Source organism: Psychrosphaera haliotis (assembly GCF_039523615.1).
Classification (GTDB): domain Bacteria; phylum Pseudomonadota; class Gammaproteobacteria; order Enterobacterales; family Alteromonadaceae; genus Psychrosphaera; species Psychrosphaera haliotis.
On sequence record NZ_BAAAFQ010000010.1, the window covers coordinates 1 to 23,712 of the forward strand.

The window sequence follows — 23,712 nt, forward strand, 5'->3', positions numbered from 1 at the left end:
GTCAACGTTTTTAGTAAATCTTTTTCAATGTTTTGAGAAAGTTTTCTAAACCGTTTTGAGTCAATCCAAACCACCTTCACTTTACGTTTCAAGCCGTTTGATGTCTCCCTGACAACGAGGACGCATTTTAGAGACTTTTCGTTTCAGCGCAAGTGCTAATTGCAATAAATCCGATCTTTTTAGATCGTTTGAACAGTTCTTGTTCGATCTGGATATTTTTTGGATCATTCTGTTAAATTATGAACAAGAAATAACTTGTAAATCCTTCTGTAGGTAATAGTATAGGCGGTACGTGAACGATCACGTGTTTACATTTATGTTTTTTAAAAATTTTTTGAGAGTATGGAATATGTCTTTTAATTCTTCGGTATTCGTACCGTCTATAGTAGTAGCAGTTATCGGTGCGGTTCTTTTTCATTTTGTTGGCTCTGCAGTCCCTGCAGCAGCTGCGTTTGCAATAGGTGCAGTAGTAGCTGGCCTAGCTGGTTCATTTACTGGCTCTTCTGAAGAGCAAGCAGCAAACACAACAACTTTATACGTAGGTAACCTTCCTTATCGTGCAAACGAAGGAAGTGTTCGTGAACTTTTCAGTGAGTACGGTACAGTATTCTCTGTGCGCTTATTAAGAGATAAGCAAACAGGCAAACGTCGTGGTTTCGGTTTTGTTGAGATCGCAGCAGCAGATAGCCAGAAAGTGATCGATACTTTAAATGACTTTGAGTTTCAAGAACGTATGCTTAAAGTACGTTTAGCAAATGACAAGTAAATAACACTTATCTAATAGAAAAAGGTCGCTTATGCGGCCTTTTTTATTGCCAAATTTAGTGTTTTAGTCAATTTTTGAGTAAAATGCATCATTATGTCCATTATTGTGAATCCACTACTATGCCTTTAAGCTCGATCCAACCAGAACAATACGACTCTTTATTAGATAACAAGATCAACTTAGTTAATGAACAGTTTAAGCAGTTCTCTATTCCTTCTATAGATGTGTATAAGTCTCCAACATTGCACTACCGTATGCGTTCAGAGTTTCGAGTTTGGCACGACGGTGACGATCTGTTTCACATCATGTTTGATAAAGAGACGAAAGAAAAGATCCGCATTGATCACTTCCCACCAGCAAGTGAACTAATTAACAACGTCATGGTTGATATCATGGATGCGCTGAGACCTAACGAGGTCTTAAGACGTAAACTATTCCAAATAGACTACCTATCAACGCTAACAGGTGAAGTATTAGTAAGCTTGCTATATCACAAGCAACTTGACGATGAATGGATCGAAGCGTGTAAAGCGCTAAAAGAAAGCCTATCTAAAAAGTATAAAATTGATTTTGTAGGCCGAGCGCGTAAACAAAAAGTTATTTTAGATAGAGACTACTTAATAGAAGAACTTAAAGTTGACGGAAAACCATACATATATAAGCAGGTAGAAAACAGTTTTACCCAGCCAAACGCCAAGTTATGCGAAGACATGTTAACGTGGGCTAAAAACGCAAAGCCATATACTGGTGATCTATTAGAGCTGTATTGTGGTGCAGGTAACTTCTCACTCGCATTAGCCGATAAGTTTGATCGTGTATTAGCTACCGAGATATCTAAAACCTCAGTTCAAGCGGCTCAATATAATATAGAGGCAAACAAAATAGATAATGTTGATATTATAAGAATGTCAGCAGAAGACTTTACCGAGGCGATGAATGGCGTACGTACATTTAATCGATTAGAAGGTATCGACTTAAAGAGTTATAACTGCAATACAATATTAGTTGATCCACCAAGAGCCGGTTTAGACGATGATACGGTTAAAATGGTGCAACAATACGAAACCATCATTTATATATCGTGTAACCCTAATACTCTGCACGACAACTTATTAGAGTTTAGTAAAACACACGAAGTTTCAAAGTTTGCTGTGTTTGATCAATTCCCATATACCGATCATTTAGAATGCGGCGTTGTTCTTACGGCTAAGTCTTAGTACGCCTCTAAGTCTTCGCCTTAACCATCGATAAAAAAGCCCACTCAAGTGATTATGCTTGGTGGGCTATTCTCGAAAACATACTTCGGCCTAACGCTTTAGCTTAGTACTGTAATAATGATGCTTTAATTAAAAGCTTTACGCTGCATCTCCACTAGCTCGTTGTTCTTTTAACGACAACCTCTGATAAGAGCTATAAGCTAATGTTCTTGTTTGACCTTCTCGCAAATATGCATCCATCTCAACGGTAAAGGTAGCAGACACAGGCACAACCTCTAAAATAACACCCTCGCCTAAATTTGCGCTTAATAGCGTTTTACCTGAAAACGCAAATAACCTTTTATCTTCGTCTTTAAAGTCTCCATCTACATAAAGCTTGATGCCTCTTATCCAGTTGTTGCAAATACGAACTTCTTTACCTTTCACATTAAATACAAACTCTTTACTAAACATATCTAATCCTTAATTTTGCTTATGCTAAAAACTTACCCAAAGCGCTGCCAATTGAAACACCTAATCCAAACAAATAAGCTGCCCCTACAATGGTCGCCAATGGCAAAACGCCGGGCTCATCCCATACAGATTTATACTCTTTACTGTCTAGTAACTGTTTCATACTACATCCTTAGTAAAAAACACTACTAACGCTGCTCCAATCATAATTCCAGAGGATAGAGTGAATATGAACTGTATTATTTTTTCTAATTTTTTGCTGCCTTCATCTGTTACCAGCTCCATCTCAATCACTGGTGTTTCTGGCACAATAATGTCTGCTTGTTGAATTTCAAAAACAGAAGCCAGCGCCATTACCGTTTCATTTGATGCATTGCCATAACGCTCAACACGCTGAATGGTTCGTAAACTTACGCCGCAAGCATCTGCTAAATGTTGTTGAGTCCAGCTCTGACTCGTTCTTTTTGTTTTGATTAACTCTGCATTTATATCCATTTTAAACCCCCAGAGTTACTTATCAAAAAATTGTAAGATTATTAACATGCCAACAAACCCGCATACTCCGCCAATGGCAAACGAAGTAATGAAGCCTTTAATAAATTCACTTTTAGAAGAGGTCGCTTTTGGCATCACTTTTCGAGTTTCTACATGTACACCGTCTTTAATTAGTGAGCAGTGTAATTCTGATTTCAGCATGTTTACCATATTAAACTCAACCTCAAACAATACGCCTTGATGCTCAAAAGAATGCACTGACTTTCGTCTTAAACTACGCTTTTCTGATACTAAAGTGCCATCAAATGTAACCGACTCTTTTCCCGATTTACCTGAACCCCAAGCTTCAACTTCATGGCCATCAATTTTAAATTCAAACCTAAAACCGTCTGAAAGCAGAGTCATTCCCGACAGCTTCTCTACACTATTGTTATTATCTTTTTCCGAAGTCATTTTCAAAATCCTTAATGTATTTGTGTTACTCAATGTGGGACTCAGTAAAACAAATATTTCCTAAACCTGTGACGACACCAACAGGACAGTCATACGTTTTGTCATATGTCTGTGGTTAGTGTCACAATATGACAGTGAGGTGTCACATCTTTGAAAGCCTTATACTGACTGGCTTTGCTTCTAATCATCTCTATTTTTAATCAAATGGAATTAAACGTAAAACCAGACGTCTAGTTTTTCACGTGTCGCATGGACTCGGAGCCTTTTGCAATAAAGCGCATTTGGCGAACCACTTTTATTGACAATAATTCTCGCTTTTCCTGGCTTAAATCTAATGCTTCTGCGCCGGCATTAAATACAATCGTCACCAAGGCATCAGCTTCATATAATGCGTCTTGATGATTCGAATTTGTTTTGGTTTGAATGTATTCCGTTAACTCCTCAACAAAGTGCTGAATTTCTCGGTTTACCGCTAACCTAAATGCCTTAGAAGTACCGGAACGCTCACGAAGTAAAAGCCTAAACTCATTACCATTAATTTCCACAAACTCCATAAAGGTAGAAATTGACGTTTGCACTACACTGCCTTTGCCTTTATCAATGCGAGCACGTGCTTGACGCATTAATTGTCTGAGCATTAAACCGGCTTCATCCACCAGCGTTAAACCTAACTCATCCATATCTTTAAAATGGCGATAAAAAGAGGTCGGCGCGATCCCGGCTTCCCGTGCAACTTCTCGCAAACTTAAATTCGCAAAACTTTGATCAGGACTTAACATCCTAAACGCGGCATCAACAATTGCTCGTCGAGTTTGCTCTTTTTGTTGAGCTCTGGTTCTCACTAGTTCTTGACCATTTATTGTTGTCATACGTTACCTAAATTCTGAATGTTCGCACTTTAGTGTCTATTCAACTCTGTTATTGATTTTATCTGCCAGTATTCTAAACTCTGCGTACACATGTATGCCGAGTATTAATAATGTCAAAACCACCTATTATCTGGACCAACGTCCTCATCTTTTTATCTACATTTCTAATTGCGATTATAGGTGTTCCTTTATATGGCTACCATTTTGGTTATCAAACCGAGCACCTTGTTGCCACTATTGTTTCGCTAGGTTTTGCAGGTATGTCTATTACTGTTGGATACCATAGACTATGGTCACACAGAACTTACGAAGCACACCCAGCTATTCAGTTTGTATTAGCATTAGGCGGTGCATTTGCATTACAAAACAGCGCATTACATTGGTCTTCTGATCACAGAATACATCATAAGTTTGTTGACCAAAATGATAAAGACCCCTACTCAGCGAAAAAAGGCTTTTGGTTTAGCCATATTGGTTGGATGTTACGAAGCTACCAGCCAGAACGATACAACGACTATAGCAACTGTCGTGATTTACAGAAGAACAAGATAGTCATGTGGCAGCACAAATACTACTTAGTATTAGCGTTGGCGCTGAACTTTGGTATTCCTATTCTTTTAGGCGTTATTTATAACGACATCTGGGGCATGTTATTAACGGTAGGTGTATTACGACTCGTATTAAGCCACCACTTTACATTCTTTATCAATTCTCTGGCTCACATTTGGGGCAAACAGCCGTACACAGATAAAAATACGGCTAAAGACAACGGCCTCCTTGCCTTCATCACCTATGGCGAGGGTTATCACAATTATCATCACATATTTGAAAACGATTATAGAAATGGCATTCGTTGGTGGCATTTCGATCCAACTAAATGGTTTATCAAAGCAATGAATGTTATTGGCCTAACGTCAAACCTACGTACCGTGCCTGAAGAAAAAATAAAAGCGGCCAAGTGGAAAATGCAAAAACAAAGAGCTAAACAGGCTTTATTAAATTTGCCGGGTAAATCCGAGGTATTAAGCCAATTAGAAGAAGAGTATCAGCATCTTGTTGAAGAGTTTAAGCATTTCGTAGAGATAAAGGGAACATACTTAGCTGCTAAGAAACAGGCTATATCTGACGCCGCACTTGCAGAACTGAAAACAAATTACGAACTTTTAAAGGCCAATATAAACCAACGTCAACAACAGTGGCAGGCATTAATAAATGAACTTCCCGCTTAAATAGGCTTATTGACGTTAAAATACCTACATAAATACAAAACTTTTACTAAAATGAATAATTCTCTAAGTTTTAATTCTTTGTTAAACTTACAAGAATTAGATGATTGAACATCATTCCTTTTATGTTGAAGCGACAAGGGTGTATTTGTGAGCAATAAAAAACAAAAAAACCAAGTAGATAAAAAAACACAATCGTTTGATTACGACACGGTTGTAATCGGTACTGGCCCTGGTGGTGAAGGTGCAGCAATGAACCTGACTAAAGCAGGTAAACGCGTTGCTGTTATCGAAAAGCACACACAAGTTGGTGGTGGTTGTACTCACTGGGGAACAATCCCTTCTAAAGCCCTTCGTCATTCTGTTAGTCGCCTAATTGAATATAATAGCAACCCACTATTTAACAAAAGCGAAAAAGCAGCGTCTTTAACATTTGAAAATATTTTAGAGCACACCACTAAAGTAATACGTGACCAAGTTAGATTACGCGGCGGCTTTTATAACCGTAACGAAGTAGACATCATTCATGGCACCGCGTCGTTTGTAGACAAAAACACACTGAAAATTGTAATGCTTGATGGCTCTATTGAGCACTTAACTGCAGAAAGCTTCGTTATCGCGACCGGTTCTCGCCCATATAATCCTGTAGACGTAGACTTTAAACACCCTCGTGTTTACGACTCAGATACTATTTTGTCGCTTAAGCACCAACCAAAAAACATCATCATCTATGGTGCCGGCGTTATTGGTTGTGAGTACGCTTCAATATTCCGTGGTTTGGGCTGTAAAGTTGACTTGATCAACACCCGTGATCGCCTATTGTCGTTCATGGATGCTGAAATGACCGATTCACTAAGCTACCACTTCTGGAATAGCGGTATCGTTATTCGTCACGGTGAAGAGTACGACAAAATTGACGCTCAAGAAGACGGTGTGATCATGACACTGAAATCTGGCAAGCGCATGAAAGCCGATTGTATTTTATTCGCTAATGGTAGAACGGGTAATACTGATTCACTAAATCTTCCAGCTGTGAACTTAGAAGCCAACTCACGTGGATGTTTAGCGGTAGATTCAACATACAAAACATCAGCAGACAATGTATTTGCTGTAGGTGATGTTATTGGTTACCCAAGCTTAGCGAGTGCCGCTTATGACCAAGGTCGAATTGCAGCAGAGTATATGCTTAACCTACCAACTGAAGGACAGTTAATTGAAGATATCCCAACGGGTATTTACACTATTCCTGAAATGTCTTCAGTAGGTAAAACAGAACAAGAGTTAACTGCCGCTAAAATTCCATATGAAGTAGGCCGTTCGTCATTTAAACACTTAGCTCGTGCTCAAATTGGCGCAACACCAGTTGGTGGCTTAAAAATTCTATTCCATTGTGATACTAAAGAAATTCTTGGCATTCACTGTTTTGGTGAGCAAGCTGCAGAAATCATTCACATTGGCCAAGCCATAATGCAGCAAAAAGGCAAAGCCAATACCATTGAGTACTTTATTCATACTACGTTTAACTACCCAACAATGGCAGAAGCGTACCGAGTAGCAGCTCTTAATGGTTTGAACCGACTGTTCTAAACTTAATTTTATGCAATAAAAAAGCGCTAAGGTTTAATCCAAAGCGCTTTTTTTGTATCTGTATCATCTGCAATCACATTACAAACAAAGGTAGCAAGCTACTTATTGTTAACTTGCTAGTAAATTTGTTCGCTTGCTAGTGAATTTTTTTACTTGTTACAGATCTAGTTTATTTGTGATATTTAGGGCTGTAATCCACAACGGCATTAATAAATGCGCCAGCATTTTCAGGTGTCACTTCAGGTGTAATACCGTGACCTAAGTTAAATACGTGGCCTGTGCCTTTGTCACCATAATCAGCAAGAATGGTTTGTACTTCTTGGCGAATACGATCTGGCGTTGCGTATAACATTGAAGGGTCCATGTTACCTTGAAGTGCAACCTTACTACCTACACGATCACGTGCTTCAGCAATATTGATCGTCCAGTCTAAACCTAACGCATCACAACCCGTTGCTGCCATTTTTTCTAACCACTGACCGCCATTTTTAGTAAATAGCGTCACTGGCACTTTACGGCCTTCATTTTCACGTGTTAAACCATCAATGATTTTGCTCATGTAGTTTAGTGAAAACTCTTCGTAGTCACGCGGCGTTAATACACCACCCCAAGTATCAAAAATCATAACTGATTGCGCACCAGCGGCAATCTGAGCATTCAAATAGCTTGTTACTGAATCCGCTACCTTATCAAGCAATTGGTGCATCATCTTAGGCTCTGAATACATCATGCCTTTTACTTTAGAGAAGGTTTTAGTACCGCTACCTTCAACCATGTACGTCGCCAGTGTCCAAGGGCTACCAGAAAAACCAATTAAAGGTACTGATCCGTTTAATTCTTTACGAATAGTACGAACCGCATTCATTACATATTGTAATTCACCTTCTGGGTCTGGGATTGGTAACTTATCAATGTCTGCCTTTGAACGAATTGGGTTTTCAAAACGTGGGCCTTCGCCTGTTTCAAAATAAAGGCCTAAACCCATTGCATCAGGAATGGTTAAAATGTCAGAAAACAGAATAGCCGCATCTAACGGGTAACGACGCAACGGTTGCATAGTAACTTCACATGCTAGCTCTGCGTTTTTACACAAAGACATAAAGTCGCCAGCCACAGCACGAGTCGCTCTGTACTCAGGTAAATAGCGTCCCGCTTGGCGCATCATCCATACTGGTGTTCTGTCTACAGGCTCTTGCATTAAGGCACGTAAATAACGATCGTTCTTTAATTCTGACATTAATTATTCTCTTTTAAACTGAATAGCAACTATCTACTACAACTCAACGAGTTTATTAACCATAGAGGTTAACGCTAAATTTTCTAGGCGGGATTCTACCAGAATGCACGGATTGTCTCCATAGAATGAAAGTGTATAAAAATTCATTTTTTTATTCTAAATCAATCATAGGTTATTTCTTGCACACTGATCTAGCTGGTGCTATAACTACTCTGCGCTCAAGAAAAACCATAATAAAACTCATTTAAATGAGCTCACGCGCTAGAAAAATTCGGCCACTCTTAGGAGTGGTTTTTTCTTTTCTGCTACCTTCTAACTAACTTCTTTGTAAATTCAATAAGCTGACCTGATATGGTTTTTGCTGGCGGAGTTTGTGGCAAGTCGTCAAATTCAAACCAATCAGCTTCCGCAATCTCGTCATCACAAATATTTAATTCGCCTGAGTCATACTCAGCAACAAAACCACACATCAACGAATGAGGAAAAGGCCAAGGCTGACTTTTCACATATTTGATATTTTTAACTTTAATACCCACTTCTTCCATCACTTCACGATGAACCGCTTGCTCTAACGTTTCTCCGCTTTCTACAAAACCAGCCAATACACTAAACAAGGTTGACGCCGTGCGTGTATGTTTAGCTAACAAAATCTTTGAGCCTTTGCGAATAGCAACAATGATAACGGGCGAAATGCGAGGGTAACAGCGGTGCTTACATGGATCGCACTGTGTAGCCAATTCCCAGTCAATAATTTTCATAGGACCGCCACACTGTCCACAGTATTGATGGGTCTTTAAAAATAACTGAACTTGATAGGCTCTAGCCGCAAATTCAAAAAGTTCGTTTTGCTCAAACAATACATTCCTAAGACCAACAAACTCATCAAGCTGCTCCTCTTGACTAGCCTGTGCTATTTCATCAAAGCTAATGGTGTAAACAGGCTCACCTTCATACTCACCAATTTTATGAACAACCTCTGGCTTAGCTAGATTTATAGCAAGATCATCAAGCCGCCCAAAAGGAATTTTGTTTCTTGGTGCAGGCAAATAAATTTGGTGACTTGAAATAACGCACCACCAGCCTTCTAATTCTGTTGAAAATGGAATACTGTGTTGAATCATCATTGTTCCTTCGCGGTTAAAAACCAATGAATACTAGTGTAAACCGAAACATCGAACTTTCGTTATGCTAAATCTAAATTTATGTCTTATAATTTTGAATAACATACGGAAAACAACAGTACTTTCAAAGAGGAAGACAAAAAATGTTAACTCGGCAGGAACAATCAGAACAAAAATATGGCGGCGCTAACACGGCTATCGATTCATGGTTAGCGGAGCGACAAGACTTGCTTGTGAAGTATTGTCAGCTAGCGGGTCTTCCACCTTTTGAGTCAAATAAAAACTCGCTTCCTGATCATGGAGCCATCACTAACTTTTGCCAAATAATGATCGATTACTTATCAGCTGGTCATTTTGAAATTTACGACAATATTGTTAATCAATGTACTGAACATGGCAAAAACAGCGCCGAGCTAGCAGAAAGAGTGTATCCATTAATTACAGAAACGACGGAGTCGCTTGTTGATTTTAATGATAAGTACGCCAACTTGCCTTCAGACAAAGAATTAACAACCTTTGACTATGACCTATCTGAACTAGGTAAAACATTAGAACAGCGCATGGAATTTGAAGACGAGCTTATTCATATTCTTTACAGTAAACATAGCTAAACCAAGGTTAACTTATAAACCCTGCCTCAATCTATCATTGGGGCGATACAAGGCTATTTATTATTAACCTAGTAACGTAAAATACAGGCAATACTCATTAATGGATAATTGCGCTTAAAATGAAGTTCTTGCTCAAACTGTTTAGCGTTTGCGTGTTTTTTGTATTGCTCATTGTTATCGCAGCAATTTCATTAAAACCCATCACACTCACTAACCAAACATTAACACCTATTCAAGTTGCGGCAGCAAAGCACTCTCTACAGCGCCTACTAACTGAGCTCAAAAAAGAGTCTGCTCATATCAACATCGTTTTGTACCAAACTGAACTGGACGCTCTATCAGATTTAGCCGCTCATACGATTAACAATGCCAATTTTGAAAACTATATTTCAGCTCAAACTTTTACTACCGCAGTCAGTTATAACCTAAGTCAGCTATTTAAAATTCAGCAGCAAGACTTTTATATCAACGCCTACTGTTCAATGTCACAACAAGATTCAAAGTTTTCCGTAGAGCACTGTAAATTAGGCAGCATACCCATTCCGCAGTTTATTGCTGAACCATTATTATTTGGCGCGTTAAAACATTACTTACCTAGCGATTCTGCGCAGCTTGCTCAACATCTATTTGAGCAATTTAGTATTCAGCCGAATGCATTGGCATTGAGCGCCAGTAGGCCTCCTTTGTTAATCACCAAAGTAAGAGAGTCTTTAAACTCAATCAAACAACAAGCCACGGATTTTGCCGTTGGCTCCAAGTTTAATACGGATAAGTTTTACGAATATATAAGCGTGCTGGAAAATAACAAAAACAACAGCAATCAGCTTGCCTATTTCATTGGCCTATTGTTTGAAAAAGCCAGAAGCAACATGATAGCTCAGCCTTCGTTAAGTGCTGTTCGTGAAAACCGTCACGCCCTCTGGGCACTGGCCACCTATTTTGGTAATCGTCGTTTCGCAAAAATAGCCGGGTTATCAATGCCTAGCACTATAAAGCCAAATCAAACGCCAGTTCTACGAACGCGCCAAGACTTAAGTTTGCACTTTTTATACTCAGCCATTCTTGAACAATTAGGTGGTAAACAAATAGGGCTAAACATTGGCGAAATAAAAGAACTGTATGATGCAAACGAAGGTGGCAGTGGTTATAGTTTTGCAGACCTTGCAGCTGATAAAGCCGGACTCAGCTTTAGCCAGTTTGTGGTTTACAGCGAACAAAAAGCAAGACAAGCACAGCAAATGTTAGCTGGCATAAAAGAAGAAGCGGTATTTTTCCCGCAAATAAACAAATTACCAGAAGGTTTGTCAGCAATACAATTCCAACAAGAACTCGGCAACAAGCACTCAGCACAATATAAAGTTCTTGAGCGCATTATAGATAATCGGATAACCGAGTTACCGCTTTACCAGTAGGCATAAAAAAGGCGCTTAATGCGCCTTAATATTTTTATTCAAACTGCAATCGCAATGATTAATTACTTAGTTGCAGGTGCTTCAGGTGCTTTTTGGATATCAAATAATTCAACTTCAAAAATAAGCGCTGAATGTGCTGGAATAGAACCCGCCGCACGTGCGCCGTAACCTAGCTCAGACGGAATGTAGAACTTGTACTTAGAGCCTTTGCTCATGTACTGAAGGCCTTCAGTCCAACCAGGGATAACACGATTAAGTGCAAAGCTGATTTGCTCGCCACGATCAACAGAAGAGTCAAAAACAGTACCGTCAATTAGTGTACCGTGATAATGAACAGTAACCGTGTCAGCAGCAGCTGGCTTCTCGCCTTCCGCTTCTTGTAATACTTCATACTGAAGACCAGACTCAGTTACAGTCACTTCGCTACGCTTTGCATTTTCAGCTAAAAACGCAGTACCTTCTGATTTCGCCGCTTCAGTTAATTCTTTTTGACGCTCCATGCCACGTTTACGAACGTCTGCTTCTAGCGCATTCATAACCGTTTCAATTTCTTCGTCGCTTAGTTGAACTTTGTCAGATAGAGCGTCTTCAATACCGCCTAAAATCAAATCTTTTTTAAGCTCAATACCAATCTCGCCATTTTTCTCTAAGTTGTTATTTAAATAACGACCCATAGACGCACCAAGCGCATAACTCTGTTTGTCAGCATCAGTCTCAACTTTAACTTGAGCTTTCTCTGCATTACCACACGCACCTAAAAGTGCTACTGCTGCTGCAATTGCAGTTATTTTTACTGCTTTATTCATGTTCTCTCCATTATTCTTATAAATCTAATGCTACAGTTTTCAATTCGTTGTAGCCTATACTAGCGAGTATCAATGTAAAGAAAAACCCCAAAACGCTCTAAAAACCAGCGACCAATAGATAGAGGTTAAATTTGAGAGTTAAAAATCTTTTTTCATCAATGGTAATTATCGCGACTACGTTAATAAGTGGTTGCCAACCAGCAGGTGACAAACCTAAGCAACAGTTTGATCACGCTCAATCCGGCGCGTTTGCGGCCAGTATTTCAAATTCTGGTCAATACTCCGTTGTCTCTACCTTATATCATGGGGTAGCTTTGTGGGATCTCAATGCTAACGGCGCAAAATATCAATGGTCGCATGACATAGAGCAAAAGCCACTTACCTTTGACGAGGGCGAAAGCACCTCAATTATGAGCAACAGCAACGTTATTTTTGCCATTGCCATTGCCGACAATGACTCACATGCAGTGCTCGCCGATAAACATAACTTCTCTTTGTGGGACATTAACACCGGCGAAAACACAGGCTTTTGGCAAGTCCGAAAGTCAAAAGTTCAAATTAATAAAGACGACACATCAAATGCTTGGGTGAATCGAAATAACCCAGCGTCCGATGAGCCTAAAGCATCGCAAATAACCGTGTTAGACAGAACCAAGTGCATCAATGTAAATGAGAGCAACGGCGAACAATGCATGATGTTAGGGACAATTAGAGCCGTAGATGTTTCTGACAACGGTAACAGCATTGTTATTGGTAAAAGCAACGGCATGGTTACGCACATCACCTTAGAAAGCGGTCGTCGTTTAGAATTCCTTGGCCATCAACGTGACTTACTCGATGAAAATGGCGAAGCAATACAAATAAACAACGCAATAAACAGTATTGATATGTCGCCTAATGGTAAGTATGTGCTCACTGGCTCAAGCGACCAAGCTGCTTACTTGTGGGATACGACAAGCGGACAAGTGGTGCATAAATTTAGACACAGCAGCCGTGTTATTCACGTCGCGTTAGATCCAAAAGCGCGTTACGCCTTTACCGCAGACAGTAAAAAACAAGCTCGAATATGGGACTTAAAAACCGGTAATGCTATTTCAAATCTCGACTTTATTAATCGCCAAGAAATATTCTCAAGTGCGCGCTTTAGTGAAAATGGAAAGTGGTTATTAACCGGCGCACCTACACGTCAATTAACGCTGTGGGATGTAAAAACAGGCAAACAACTGCAACAATGGCACGTTACACCAAGGAAAGGCTCACGCCCTCAAAGCGCGGTAGTGTATAGTGCCAGCTTTATAAATAATGAAACCCAAGTAATCAGCGAAAGCTCAGCTGGGTTAAGTGAAATATGGGACATTGCTCGTGAGCACAGATAAACTTCAAGAATTAACTACTCGAGTTGAGTCATTAGAAAGCCAAATATCGTTTCAAGAAGATACGATTGATCAGCTCAATGCTGAGATCACTGCACTGAACTTGTCGCAGGCGACGCTTAAAAGACAAATAGAACTGCTTGCGCAAAAGATTACCCAAGATAAGGGCTCTGCGGTAGCGGACCAGTCGGAAGAAACGCCTCCACCACATTACTAAGCACTAATAAATTACTGATCAGTAATAAATTATTCAACGCTAGCCAAAAGGCTAGTCTTCAGGCGTAAACACACCAATGACTTGTTCAAATTGTCTGGTTGCGCCTTGAACAGCACCTTCTGGTTGAGTCATTTGGTGACCACAAGATTTACACTCAACTTTTTCAACGTTGTTCTCAATAAACAACATCATGGTATCCATGCTTTTACATTCAGGACACGTTGCACCTGCAATAAAACGCTTTTTCTTTTGTGTCATTTTTCTACCCAAAACTAAATTCAACTTCCATAACCGGAAGGACGCGGTATTTAAACAAAAAACACGCCCTTTGGGTATACGTTTTGTTACGCAAGATATACCATTCTATGGTTAATTTTTTAGGAACCTTACTTTCTCTATGCTGCAAATTTCACAACTTGACTTACAACTTGGCAATAAAGTTCTTTTTCAACAAGCCTCTGCCACCATTTATCCAGGCCATAAAATTGGTATTGTTGGTGCAAACGGCTGTGGTAAGTCAACGCTATTTAATATGATCCGCGGTGAACTATCTAACGACGGTGGTGAAATTTCTTATCCAAAAGCATGGCAACTTGCCTGGGTAAAACAAGAAACGCCTGGCTTAGACAAGTCGGCACTAGAGTATGTTATTGACGGACATGAAAAATACTGCAAATTACAAAATGCACTAGCAAAAGCAGAACAAGACAATAATGGTCATGAAATTGCGCAAATACATCATGACTTAGAAACCATTAATGCCTACACCATTCCAGCTCGTGCAGGCGAAATGCTTAACGGCTTGGGTTTTGATGCAGAAGCTCAAAAGCGTCCAGTTAAAAGCTTTTCCGGTGGTTGGCGAATGCGCCTTAACTTAGCGCAAGCTCTAATGATAGACAGTGACTGTTTACTGCTCGACGAACCAACAAACCACTTGGACTTAGATGCAGTTATTTGGTTAGAAAAATGGCTCAACCGATACGAAGGCACCATTTTACTTATTTCTCATGACAGAGACTTTATCGACAACATATGTCAGGGCATTTTGCATGTTGAGAACAACAGCCTAAATAGCTATACCGGCAACTATTCGACCTTTGAAACACAACGTGCTGAAAAACTAGCGCAACAACAAGCCACCTTTGAAAAGCAACAAACTGAAATTAAGCACATTCAGTCGTTTATCGACCGATTTAAAGCGCAGGCCACCAAAGCCAAACAAGCGCAAAGCCGTGTGAAAATGTTAGAACGAATGGAAAAGATTGCCCCAGCGCATGTTGATTCGCAATTTCACTTTGAATTTAGACCTGCAACCAATATCCCAAATCCTATTATAAAAATGGATCAAGTGGCTGCGGGTTATGGCGATACGGCAATTTTGTCAAAAATTAGAATGAATCTAGTACCTGGCAGTCGCATTGGCTTGTTGGGTCGAAATGGTGCGGGTAAATCCACGCTAATAAAAACACTGTCACGTGACTTGCCGCCATTATCGGGTGAATTTGAACATAGTAAACACTTACGAATTGGCTATTTTGCACAGCACCAATTAGACACACTAATACTAGGTCAAAGTCCTGCCGATCATGTTCAGGCACTAGACAATACCATGACAGAGCAAATGGCCAGAGACTACCTCGGCGGTTACGGTTTTAATGGCGACCAAGCATTAGACAAAATTGATAACTTTTCTGGTGGCGAAAAAGCGCGGTTAGTTTTAGCCCTCATTGTTTTTCAAAAACCAAACTTATTACTGCTCGACGAACCAACTAACCACTTAGACATAGAAATGCGTCAAGCGTTGGCTATCGCGCTGCAAGGTTTTGAAGGCGCCATGATACTTATTGCCCATGACCGTCACTTATTAAAGTCTACCTGCGACGATCTTTACTTAGTAGACAGCGGCCAAGTAGCGCCATTTGACGGCGACTTAGATGACTACCATACTTGGCTTTTAGACCAAGAGCGTCAGGCTAATCAAAACAAAGAAGAGATAAACGACAAAGCTAACTCTGCAATGGCCAAAAAAGACCAAAAACGCAAAGATGCTGAGTTAAGAAAAGCCCTATCACCAATAAAGAAAAAAGCCGATAAGTTAGTGTTACAGCAAGAAAAAATGACCAAACGATTGGGCGAAATTGAAGAAGCAATGGGCGATACAGAACTTTATACCGAATCAAGAAAGTCAGATTTAAACCAATTACTTAGCGAACAAGCAAGCTTAAAAAGCGAGCTTGACGACATTGAGATGGAGTGGTTTGAATATGAAGAACAAATGGAAGTGATGAGGAGTGAATATGACGAATCTAATTGAGCCAGCAGAATTATGGCACTTTAGCATTACCAGCTATCAACAAGATGAACTTCAAAACGAGTTACTTAGTTGGCAAAATAGCTATGATGGCAACGTAAACATGGCGCTGTTCTGCTTATACTGCGACGATTTATCCATACAGATTAGTGATACCGAACTAGATTTGTTGCATAACCAAATCAGTGTATTTTCTCGAAAATTTACCCAAACTATTAGAGTCAGTCGAGAAACCTTTAAACAGCAAAAAGCCCAGATCCATAAGTATGAAGATATTCGACATCACTTATTAGAGGCTGAGCTTCTATTTGAACAACAAGAGCAAAGTTTACTTTGCGATATGATGAATAGAGATGCGGCAGAGTATCAATCTAACATCGCCGCACCTCACAACTGGGCAAGGTATCAGTCGCTACTAAAACGCAGCTCTGAATCCTAATACAAATGCTCTGCTAGGCAATAAAGTATCGTTTTTCAGGAAGCTAGTATGAACTCTTGCTTCCTCATCAAATACGTTATTAATTTTCGCAAATACCGTCATATCTATGTTATTCACCGTCATGTAATGATTAACTTTTACGTCCACCATTGTATAAGCATCGGTTGCTGTTTCTAGTTCAGCTACCTTATCCTGCTCAAAGTTGTGCATAACACTTAACTCTAACGCCGTATTTTCCATTTCATAGTTAAACGTAGTGCCTAAACGTACTGGTGGAATTCTTGGTAAATATTCGCCAGATGACAACTTACCGTTGATGCTATCCGCTTGCAGCGTTACTTTTAAGTCGCTTGACGCCTGCCAAACCCATTGTGCTTCAACACCGTAAAACTCAGCGTTACGAGCTTCGTATTTGTACGTGTTTAACTCATCTATAGTTACGCCCGTATTGGCCTGATAGTAAAAATCATCAACTTCGTTATAAAACGCGTTAATTACAAAACCAGTATTGCCTTCAAACTTTCTTAAGCTCAACTCAATATTGTTCGACGTTTCTTCTTCAATAGCAGACTCGTTATACGTTGTGCTGCCATCAACTGAGCTATAAATAGCACCAATTTCAAAAGAGTTAGTGCCTATATGTGCACCGTAAGACAGTAATTCAGCGGCAGATGGCGCTCTAGAAGAGTGCGTGTAAGACGCTGCAAAGTTGTATCCACTGGTAAAGTCATAAACCAAACCAGCTGACAAACTTACTGGCGTGAATTCAAATGAATGTAAGTCTGAATCAATTGAAACATTTTCCGCTCTTGCGCCTAATTGAACCAACACATCGTCAAAATGCTTTTCTTCCAATAAGCCAATGGCATATGATTTTGTTTCTGAAGGTGGTGTAAATGCTTCTTCACCAATGGCTTCAAAGTCAGACGACTTAATGTCGAACGTCAATGCGCCGTGCCAATCATTAATATCCGCGAGTAATAAATCACTGCGTAATTCCCAAGCGTCATTATTAAACTGCGTGCCCACTTCTGAGTCACCAAATTCATCAAACTCTAACTCTTGGTGTTGATAATTTGTAATACCAAACCTTGTATTGATGCCCGTAACCCAAGAGTTTGCAATACTAAACTCACTAGCAATCTGAATACGAGTTTGGCGCATATCACCCATCACATAACCTTCCTCGGCATGCTCGTCGTGTTCTTCGTGCTCATCGTGGTCTTCTTCATGCTCGTCGTGATCTTCATCATGCTCTTCGCCATGCGCATGAGCGTGACCAGGAATACCGTATAGACGGTCAAGGTAACCAACAGAAATACCAACAAAACCATTATCAAGTAGTAAGCTTGCGCCTACGTTAAAGCCTTTTGAGCGAGAAGCACTATTTTCTAGCAGTTGTGAGCCGTGAACTTCCTCATGCTCGTCATGGTCATCGTGATCTTCGTCATGATCTTCATCATGCTCGTCATGTAACTCAGGGTTGCCTGGAACTTTATAGTCGCTGCTGTCGCGATAAAAACCATCTCCGTGCAAGGCAATATCATTACTACCAATCGCATTTTCAATGCCTGTATTTACTGCAACAGAAAACTCAGATTCATCAGCTACATCGCCAAAAGACAATTGAACTTCAGCACTTTCTTCCATTGCTTTAGGAACACGATTATCAACAACATTTACAACGCCGCCAATAGCACCACTGCCATAGAATAAAGTAGCAGGGCCACGTAACACTTCAATTTGTTTAACGGTACTGGTTTCTGTAGATACTACGTGATCTGGACCAACTCTAGATGCATCGCCTACATCTAAGCCGTTTTGCGCTATTAATACACGTGGGCCATCAAGGCCTCTAATAATTGGTGTGCTACTAACAGGGCCGTAGTAAGAAGAGTGAACACCTAACTCGCCTTTTAGCGTTTCGCCTAAAGTAGACGCGTGTTTATTTTTTAACTCTTCGTCGCTCAGCACAGTAATTGGCGTAGCAGACTCTAATGTTGAACCATGCAAAGGCGTAGCGGTAACGTCAATTCGTTCAATAAGTGCAGGAGACAATACAATATTGTAAAGGCTTGTTTGTTCCGATAAGCCTACTGAGGCATGGTTATAACCCGCTGCAACAATATGCAGCTCGTCAGCATGTTGCACTTGCTCCATCACTTTAAAGCGACCATTGGCATCTGTTTTAAGAACAATAGTGCTACCGTGAACTGAAATTTTAGCATTGGAAATTGGCTTTCCTTTGCCGTCGGTAACAACACCTTCAATATTATGGGCAGCAAGCGCTGAGCTCACCACTAACGCACTGGCAACAGACGCTCCAGATAAAAGTAACTTTCTAAAAGACACAACAAATTTCTCTTCTAATGAATCAAGTAAGTCGATGATACACTATATCATAACAATGTAAATGGAATGATATTCAAAATTTTAAACCAATAAACATGATCTATATCAATAGTTGAATCGGTTGGGATTTTGTTGCTAAAAAAGTGTGATCTAGATCATATAAGAAAGTACTGCGAAGCCTAAAGTATAAGCATACCAATTAGGAGATAATATTATGTTTACTGACTTTAATCTTGAATCAATGTTTCGCGACTTTATGAGTGATCCAGTGTTATGGATGAGCTTTGGAATTTTAGCCCTAACACTAGGCTTAATGGTTTTTTATACTTGGTACTTCATTAAAAACGTAATTGACGCAGAAATTCCAATTGAAGAGTTACAGCAAGAAGAAACAAAAAATGATGGCTCAGACCACACCAATGGCCTAAACCTTAACTCACACGCTCACTAAAATTGATAGGTATACTGCAATTCCAACCGAGTATCCTTTCGATTTTGAGTTCCTGAATTTCCGTCGTTATCAAAACGGCGGATGTTCAATTTCCCCGTCGCTTTTCGCGTTAACCTACGTTCCAAACCTATGCTTGCTTGAAAGCCTTCTCTATTGCCACTCGTACCATTTGAAGTGACGTCAGTCTCATTCACAGAAGTAACAAATGAAGTACGACGAGACATTCTATGGTTAAACAAAACGGACCATTGCTCGCTGTCCTGCTCACTGCCAAAGGCTTCATTTTGAAGTTCTAAAAACTCTTGGGTGCCCTTGCTATATGCCAAGGTTAAAGTGCTCTTTTTACCTCTATAAGTAATTTGCGCATTTGCAGCTTTACTCAAAGTTAACACTTCTTGTATCAAATAGTTGTTGTCAAAAAACTCAAAGTAAACTCGGCTAGGGTTAGGGATCTCAGGGAAACCAGATAAAGGAATACAAGCTTCTCGGAATGTCAGTGCCGGATTACAACTATAAACGCCTGCAGAAACCGCCTCATTTACTAAACGCGATGTACTGCCTAAGTCTTCGCTATAACCAACATTGATGTCCCAATTGTTACCGGTTTTTCGGTAAGAAAAGTTATGTGACTCACCATAAAATCGACGACTATTTTGATAACTTAATAAAGTACGTTTACTTGGCTCAAACACAACTCGATAGCCAACAAAAGTATCATCAAAGTCTTCACTGTCGTTAAACTGAGATTGTCCTTTTGAATCTTTATTTACAGTGACCGCCACAAACGAGCGCTTGCCAAAACGCCAAGCTAAACCAGCACCATAATACTCATTGTCTAAATTAGAGGAATCAAAATTATTATTCGCGATGGAGTTTCTGCTTTTTTCACCGTTAACCACCATGTCGAATGAAGACCAAATTGGTACTTGCACATTAAACGACGCGGCTAAGTAATCTTGACGACCACGAATATCTCTATTTATTGAATTACCATTAACAATAAAACTGCCTCTAACCTTGTTTGCTTGTCGGCCAAACATTAAACGCAGCTCAGCATTTTGCGTATCACCTTTATTAAGGTTGATAGCTCTATTGCTGGTTTCTTCTAAATCGTTTTCGTTGTAATCAGTGGTGGTAAAGTTATAACTTAAGCTGTTTTGCCAGTGCGAACCTGACTTGTTTTTTAACGTTAAACCCACCGTACCGCTGTCTACGTCAATGTATTCACCTTGTGAAAATATAGGATCTGACACACCAGCAAAACGTTGATCGATATTTTGATTACGGCGACTGCCATTGACCGACAAAACCACTCTGTCTTTAACAAAACCAAACTGGTTATTTAACGAAACATCACTGTAAGAAGAATCACCAATGTCTGAATTAAGTTGTTTGATATTTGTGTGCGATAAATTCCACGTACCGTTCCACACTGGTCCAGTGGCAATCATAGAAATACCAGGGCTAAGCAATAGCGCCTGATGGCCTTCTTCAATTGGCGTATCAAAATTAACGCCGCTAAAATCTGCTTCGCCAATATAAGTATAGGTAGAGGATATAACCGGTTTAATTTCTATTTCTGTGGCGTGCGTCAGTGCCGACGTTGTTAAGCCTAAAACACCATAAACCGCAGATAGAACAAAGCGGTTTGAACTTCCTTTTCTCTGCGCCTTTTTCATCGTGCGTTATGCCCCAGTTCCGTAGTAATAACCATAACCTTGAGTTTCTGAAGGATCCGTCACTTTATTAAGTACAAAACCTACCGCCATAGACTCAGGTAACAAATCAACAGCCTGCTTAACTTCAGATACTTTAGACTTAAACTCTTCAACCACAATCACGCCTTGGCCGCATTGCTCAGCCATTAAGGCAGTTTCGTTTACACCTAATAATGGTGGGCAATCAAATACCACAATACGGTCTGGGTAACGGTTGGCAAACTCTTGGCAAAGCTTCAACATTTTGTCACTAGACAACAGTTCGTTTGATAAATGGTGTGGTAAACCTGCTGGTATCACTTTTAAATTTTCAATATTCGTGTGGTAAATAACCGAAGAAACGTTTTCCTCTTCACCGGTCAAATATTCTATTAAGCCAACATTGGCACCAATCTCTAACGTTTTAGACACGCTAGGTTTTAGTACATCAGCATCAACGAGCAGTACCGTTTTGTCTTGCTCTAAGGCAATACTTAACGCTAAGTTAACCGCTGTGAAGGTTTTACCTTCATTCGGTCTTGAGCTAGAAACAAGTACCAAGTTACTGTGATTTAGCGTTTTTGCTAGTCCACCAAAGGCATTGTTTAGTACTTTACGCTTAATGCTTCTAAACTCTTCGTTTATTAAGGTACGCTTTCTTGATAACGCTACAAAACCTTTAGCTTCAAGCCCTTCAATATCAATAACTAAATCTTTGTTATGTTGCGCTGGCTGGGCTTCTTCACTAGAAACTACCGTCGCGTCTTGGTTAGAAACTTCAGGGACAGTTGCACTTGGGTTGGAAACATTCTGGCTTAGCATTTCTTCATTAGAAACTTCTGGATTAGCAGCTACCGAGTCCGTTGTAGTTCCAGCTAAATCAGCGTCAGGCTTTGCCTCAACAGCTTGGTTCTCTGTATCGTTTGTAGTCGTTGGTTGCCCAAACTTTGCCTTTTCACCTTGGCGTTGCATCGCCTTTTCTATAGAGCTCATAGGAATCTCTCCAATAACTGCAACGGTGTTTTCATAAGAACAATTTCCGACACCATAAAGAACAAATAAATACCAACAATCACAGTAGTAGACGCAGCAAAAACCAACATTCTTCGTTTATCGCGCTTATTAATTACTTCTAAATTAATGTCTGTAACCGCACCTAAAATTGGCCTATTGGTAATTTTTGACAATTGGCTGGCACTCATAATCACAGGGTTTATTTGGCTGAACAAAAAGGCCATTGCCATGCCTGCACCTAAGCTAATAATGAGTACAGCGGTATACAACAACGGACGTTTAGGACCAGAAGCCGACAGCGGTACAACCGGTGGCTCAATAATTCTAAATTGAACATCTTCAGCAGACAAATCTGCTTTTCTTGATAAATCCGCAGACTCTTTTCTGCCTAACAAGTCTTCATACTTACGCTTAGTTATGCCGTAATCACGGTTAAGCGCCGTGCGTTTCGCTTCAATATCAGGAATGAGTTCTAATTTTTGTTCCAAACCATCTAACTTATCAGTGTAGCTCTGTTTACGAACATTTAACGAGGCAATGTTGCTTTCTAAATTATTAATCACAATAGTTAGCTGCTGAACAATAGCGTTCTCACTCAAACTGCCTGCAGCCAGCTCGCCATTCGACAAGCCCTTCATTAGCTGATCAATTTCTGCTTTACGTTGCGCCTGCAATGCTTCAAGACGTTCTCTTGTTTGCACTACGTCAGGGTGTTTATCCGTAAAACGAATTTGCAGGTCATCTAGGTTAGCTTGCATTTGTGAAATTCGGTCGTCGTACTGCGTGGCAATATTAACGTTGTCAGGATTGCCTTCATTTGTCGTACTTGTGGCAAACTTGCTCTTTAAGCTTTGTAGCTGCGTTTGTTTTTCAGATAATTCTAAATTAATGGATTCTATTTGGTTTTTTAGTTGCGAACGTTGCTGGTAATAGCCAGAACCACCAGACTCTGGTAGCAAATCACCATACTGCTTTTTAAAGTCCGCTAAACGTTGCTCTGCATTTGAAAGTCGTGCGGCATATTCTTGTAGCTGCTCATCTAAAAAGTTACTTGCTGAAGTACTGTCTTGACGGTTTTGGCCAAGCGCCGATTCAACAAACTTATCCAATGTTAATGACACCACTCGTTTAGCCACTTGAGGATCTGGATGTTCAAAGGAGATTGAATAAATGCTCGCACGTCCTGAGCTATCAAATATTATTTTTTTACGCAGACTTTCTACCACATTTTGAAACTCTTGCGGCGTTTTAGCGGAAATATCTAAATCGGCTTTACGGGCGATGTCTTCTAAATTGGGGGTCGACTTTAACGTTTTGGCAATGGCGTTAATTTCTTCTTTCGGATCATTTTGTATTGCCAATCCGCGAAGTAAAGGTTTTAGCATTGAGCGAGTATCTGCATACACTTTAGCCTGAGACTCATACACGTCTGGCATTTTTGCCACTAATACTAATCCAAGCGGACATATCAACCAGGTTGATATAATAATAAACCGCTTTTTAATCCAAATACCTTTTAAATAATCCAGTATTTGCTGAATGGTGGCCTGCAGGTCCTGCATTTACTAATCCCTTTATTAACTACTACTTTAGAATCGAACATTA

At 40.0% G+C, this 23,712-nt stretch carries 24 protein-coding genes; 11 read left to right on the top strand and 13 right to left on the bottom strand.

The annotated features are described in order from the left end of the window. Positions 1-349: 349 nt before the first annotated feature. Complete coding sequence (locus ABD009_RS12220) at positions 350-766, top strand: RNA recognition motif domain-containing protein (RefSeq protein WP_155697119.1); 417 nt, start codon at positions 350-352, stop codon at positions 764-766. Positions 767-885: 119 nt separating this feature from the next. Next, the gene (trmA, locus tag ABD009_RS12225; protein WP_343825784.1) at positions 886-1,983 is read left to right on the top strand and encodes a tRNA (uridine(54)-C5)-methyltransferase TrmA; all 1,098 of its coding nucleotides are present in this window, start codon (positions 886-888) and stop codon (positions 1,981-1,983) included. Positions 1,984-2,121: 138 nt separating this feature from the next. Here the strand turns inward: trmA and ABD009_RS12230 are convergent, their stop codons facing one another. The 5 genes from ABD009_RS12230 to fabR all read right to left on the bottom strand — a co-directional run bounded on the left by ABD009_RS12230 (position 2,122) and on the right by fabR (position 4,253). Further along, on the bottom strand, positions 2,122-2,436 hold the full coding sequence (locus ABD009_RS12230; protein WP_343825786.1) for a hypothetical protein: 315 nt from the start codon (positions 2,434-2,436) through the stop codon (positions 2,122-2,124). A 19-nt stretch (positions 2,437-2,455) separates the two neighbouring features. Continuing rightward, complete coding sequence (locus ABD009_RS12235; protein ID WP_343825788.1) at positions 2,456-2,599, bottom strand: hypothetical protein; 144 nt, start codon at positions 2,597-2,599, stop codon at positions 2,456-2,458. Then, a complete protein-coding gene (locus ABD009_RS12240; RefSeq protein WP_343825790.1) occupies positions 2,596-2,931 on the bottom strand; it encodes a helix-turn-helix domain-containing protein in 336 nt (111 codons plus the stop codon). The genes ABD009_RS12235 and ABD009_RS12240 overlap by 4 nt, the downstream gene beginning before the upstream one ends. 15 nt (positions 2,932-2,946) lie before the next feature. Further along, a complete protein-coding gene (locus tag ABD009_RS12245; RefSeq protein ID WP_343825792.1) occupies positions 2,947-3,384 on the bottom strand; it encodes a hypothetical protein in 438 nt (145 codons plus the stop codon). A gap of 230 nt (positions 3,385-3,614) precedes the next feature. After that, positions 3,615-4,253 carry an HTH-type transcriptional repressor FabR gene (fabR, locus tag ABD009_RS12250; protein ID WP_343825794.1) on the bottom strand — a complete coding sequence of 213 codons (639 nt, stop codon included), beginning with the start codon at positions 4,251-4,253 and terminating at the stop codon, positions 3,615-3,617. Positions 4,254-4,363: 110 nt separating this feature from the next. Between fabR and ABD009_RS12255 the strand changes: the two genes are divergently transcribed. Together ABD009_RS12255 and sthA are read left to right on the top strand one after the other, a co-directional pair. Continuing rightward, a complete protein-coding gene (locus tag ABD009_RS12255) occupies positions 4,364-5,482 on the top strand; it encodes an acyl-CoA desaturase (RefSeq protein ID WP_343825797.1) in 1,119 nt (372 codons plus the stop codon). Positions 5,483-5,629: 147 nt separating this feature from the next. Then, positions 5,630-7,066: a Si-specific NAD(P)(+) transhydrogenase gene (gene sthA, locus ABD009_RS12260; protein ID WP_343825800.1), complete on the top strand. Its 1,437-nt coding sequence runs from the start codon at positions 5,630-5,632 to the stop codon at positions 7,064-7,066. Between the two features lie 169 nt (positions 7,067-7,235). On the opposite strand, the gene hemE is transcribed toward sthA, so the two are convergent. Continuing rightward, complete coding sequence (gene hemE, locus ABD009_RS12265) at positions 7,236-8,303, bottom strand: uroporphyrinogen decarboxylase (RefSeq protein ID WP_343825802.1); 1,068 nt, start codon at positions 8,301-8,303, stop codon at positions 7,236-7,238. 305 nt (positions 8,304-8,608) lie between these two features. Further along, complete coding sequence (gene nudC / locus ABD009_RS12270; protein WP_343825805.1) at positions 8,609-9,427, bottom strand: NAD(+) diphosphatase; 819 nt, start codon at positions 9,425-9,427, stop codon at positions 8,609-8,611. 140 nt (positions 9,428-9,567) lie between these two features. Between nudC and rsd the strand changes: the two genes are divergently transcribed. Further along, the gene (gene rsd, locus ABD009_RS12275) at positions 9,568-10,035 is read left to right on the top strand and encodes a sigma D regulator (RefSeq protein ID WP_343825807.1); all 468 of its coding nucleotides are present in this window, start codon (positions 9,568-9,570) and stop codon (positions 10,033-10,035) included. 119 nt (positions 10,036-10,154) lie between these two features. Further along, positions 10,155-11,447 carry a YfiM family lipoprotein gene (locus tag ABD009_RS12280; RefSeq protein ID WP_343825810.1) on the top strand — a complete coding sequence of 431 codons (1,293 nt, stop codon included), beginning with the start codon at positions 10,155-10,157 and terminating at the stop codon, positions 11,445-11,447. Between the two features lie 62 nt (positions 11,448-11,509). Here the strand turns inward: ABD009_RS12280 and fkpA are convergent, their stop codons facing one another. Continuing rightward, the gene (gene fkpA / locus ABD009_RS12285; protein WP_343825812.1) at positions 11,510-12,253 is read right to left on the bottom strand and encodes an FKBP-type peptidyl-prolyl cis-trans isomerase; all 744 of its coding nucleotides are present in this window, start codon (positions 12,251-12,253) and stop codon (positions 11,510-11,512) included. A 131-nt stretch (positions 12,254-12,384) separates the two neighbouring features. On the opposite strand from fkpA, the gene ABD009_RS12290 reads away from it, so the two are divergent. Then, positions 12,385-13,629: a WD40 repeat domain-containing protein gene (locus tag ABD009_RS12290; protein WP_343825814.1), complete on the top strand. Its 1,245-nt coding sequence runs from the start codon at positions 12,385-12,387 to the stop codon at positions 13,627-13,629. Continuing rightward, positions 13,616-13,843 (top strand): SlyX family protein, encoded by a 228-nt coding sequence (locus tag ABD009_RS12295; protein WP_343825816.1) that lies wholly within the window; start codon positions 13,616-13,618, stop codon positions 13,841-13,843. The genes ABD009_RS12290 and ABD009_RS12295 overlap by 14 nt, the downstream gene beginning before the upstream one ends. Positions 13,844-13,894: 51 nt before the next feature. Here ABD009_RS12295 and ABD009_RS12300 read toward each other — a convergent pair whose 3' ends face one another. Continuing rightward, positions 13,895-14,101 (bottom strand): YheV family putative zinc ribbon protein, encoded by a 207-nt coding sequence (locus tag ABD009_RS12300; protein WP_155697105.1) that lies wholly within the window; start codon positions 14,099-14,101, stop codon positions 13,895-13,897. 139 nt (positions 14,102-14,240) lie between these two features. Between ABD009_RS12300 and ABD009_RS12305 the strand changes: the two genes are divergently transcribed. Both ABD009_RS12305 and ABD009_RS12310 read left to right on the top strand, forming a co-directional pair. After that, entirely contained in the window at positions 14,241-16,157 is a 1,917-nt protein-coding gene (locus ABD009_RS12305; RefSeq protein WP_343825820.1) for an ABC transporter ATP-binding protein, read from the top strand. After that, the gene (locus ABD009_RS12310; RefSeq protein ID WP_155697103.1) at positions 16,141-16,593 is read left to right on the top strand and encodes a TIGR02444 family protein; all 453 of its coding nucleotides are present in this window, start codon (positions 16,141-16,143) and stop codon (positions 16,591-16,593) included. The genes ABD009_RS12305 and ABD009_RS12310 overlap by 17 nt, the downstream gene beginning before the upstream one ends. On the opposite strand, the gene ABD009_RS12315 is transcribed toward ABD009_RS12310, so the two are convergent. Continuing rightward, on the bottom strand, positions 16,570-18,945 hold the full coding sequence (locus ABD009_RS12315; RefSeq protein WP_343825824.1) for a TonB-dependent receptor: 2,376 nt from the start codon (positions 18,943-18,945) through the stop codon (positions 16,570-16,572). The two genes, ABD009_RS12310 and ABD009_RS12315, sit on opposite strands and share 24 nt — an antisense overlap. A gap of 214 nt (positions 18,946-19,159) precedes the next feature. On the opposite strand from ABD009_RS12315, the gene ABD009_RS12320 reads away from it, so the two are divergent. Then, positions 19,160-19,396 (top strand): DUF3149 domain-containing protein, encoded by a 237-nt coding sequence (locus ABD009_RS12320; RefSeq protein ID WP_343825826.1) that lies wholly within the window; start codon positions 19,160-19,162, stop codon positions 19,394-19,396. Here the strand turns inward: ABD009_RS12320 and ABD009_RS12325 are convergent. The 3 genes from ABD009_RS12325 to ABD009_RS12335 are packed head-to-tail and all read right to left on the bottom strand — an operon-like array spanning position 19,393 to position 23,669. Next, complete coding sequence (locus ABD009_RS12325) at positions 19,393-21,075, bottom strand: porin family protein (protein WP_343825828.1); 1,683 nt, start codon at positions 21,073-21,075, stop codon at positions 19,393-19,395. The genes ABD009_RS12320 and ABD009_RS12325 overlap by 4 nt on opposite strands. 6 nt (positions 21,076-21,081) lie before the next feature. After that, positions 21,082-22,086 (bottom strand): XrtA-associated tyrosine autokinase, encoded by a 1,005-nt coding sequence (locus ABD009_RS12330; RefSeq protein WP_343825830.1) that lies wholly within the window; start codon positions 22,084-22,086, stop codon positions 21,082-21,084. Next, the gene (locus ABD009_RS12335; RefSeq protein WP_343825832.1) at positions 22,083-23,669 is read right to left on the bottom strand and encodes an XrtA system polysaccharide chain length determinant; all 1,587 of its coding nucleotides are present in this window, start codon (positions 23,667-23,669) and stop codon (positions 22,083-22,085) included. Before ABD009_RS12335 ends, ABD009_RS12330 begins: the two co-directional genes overlap by 4 nt. Positions 23,670-23,712: the final 43 nt, after the last annotated feature.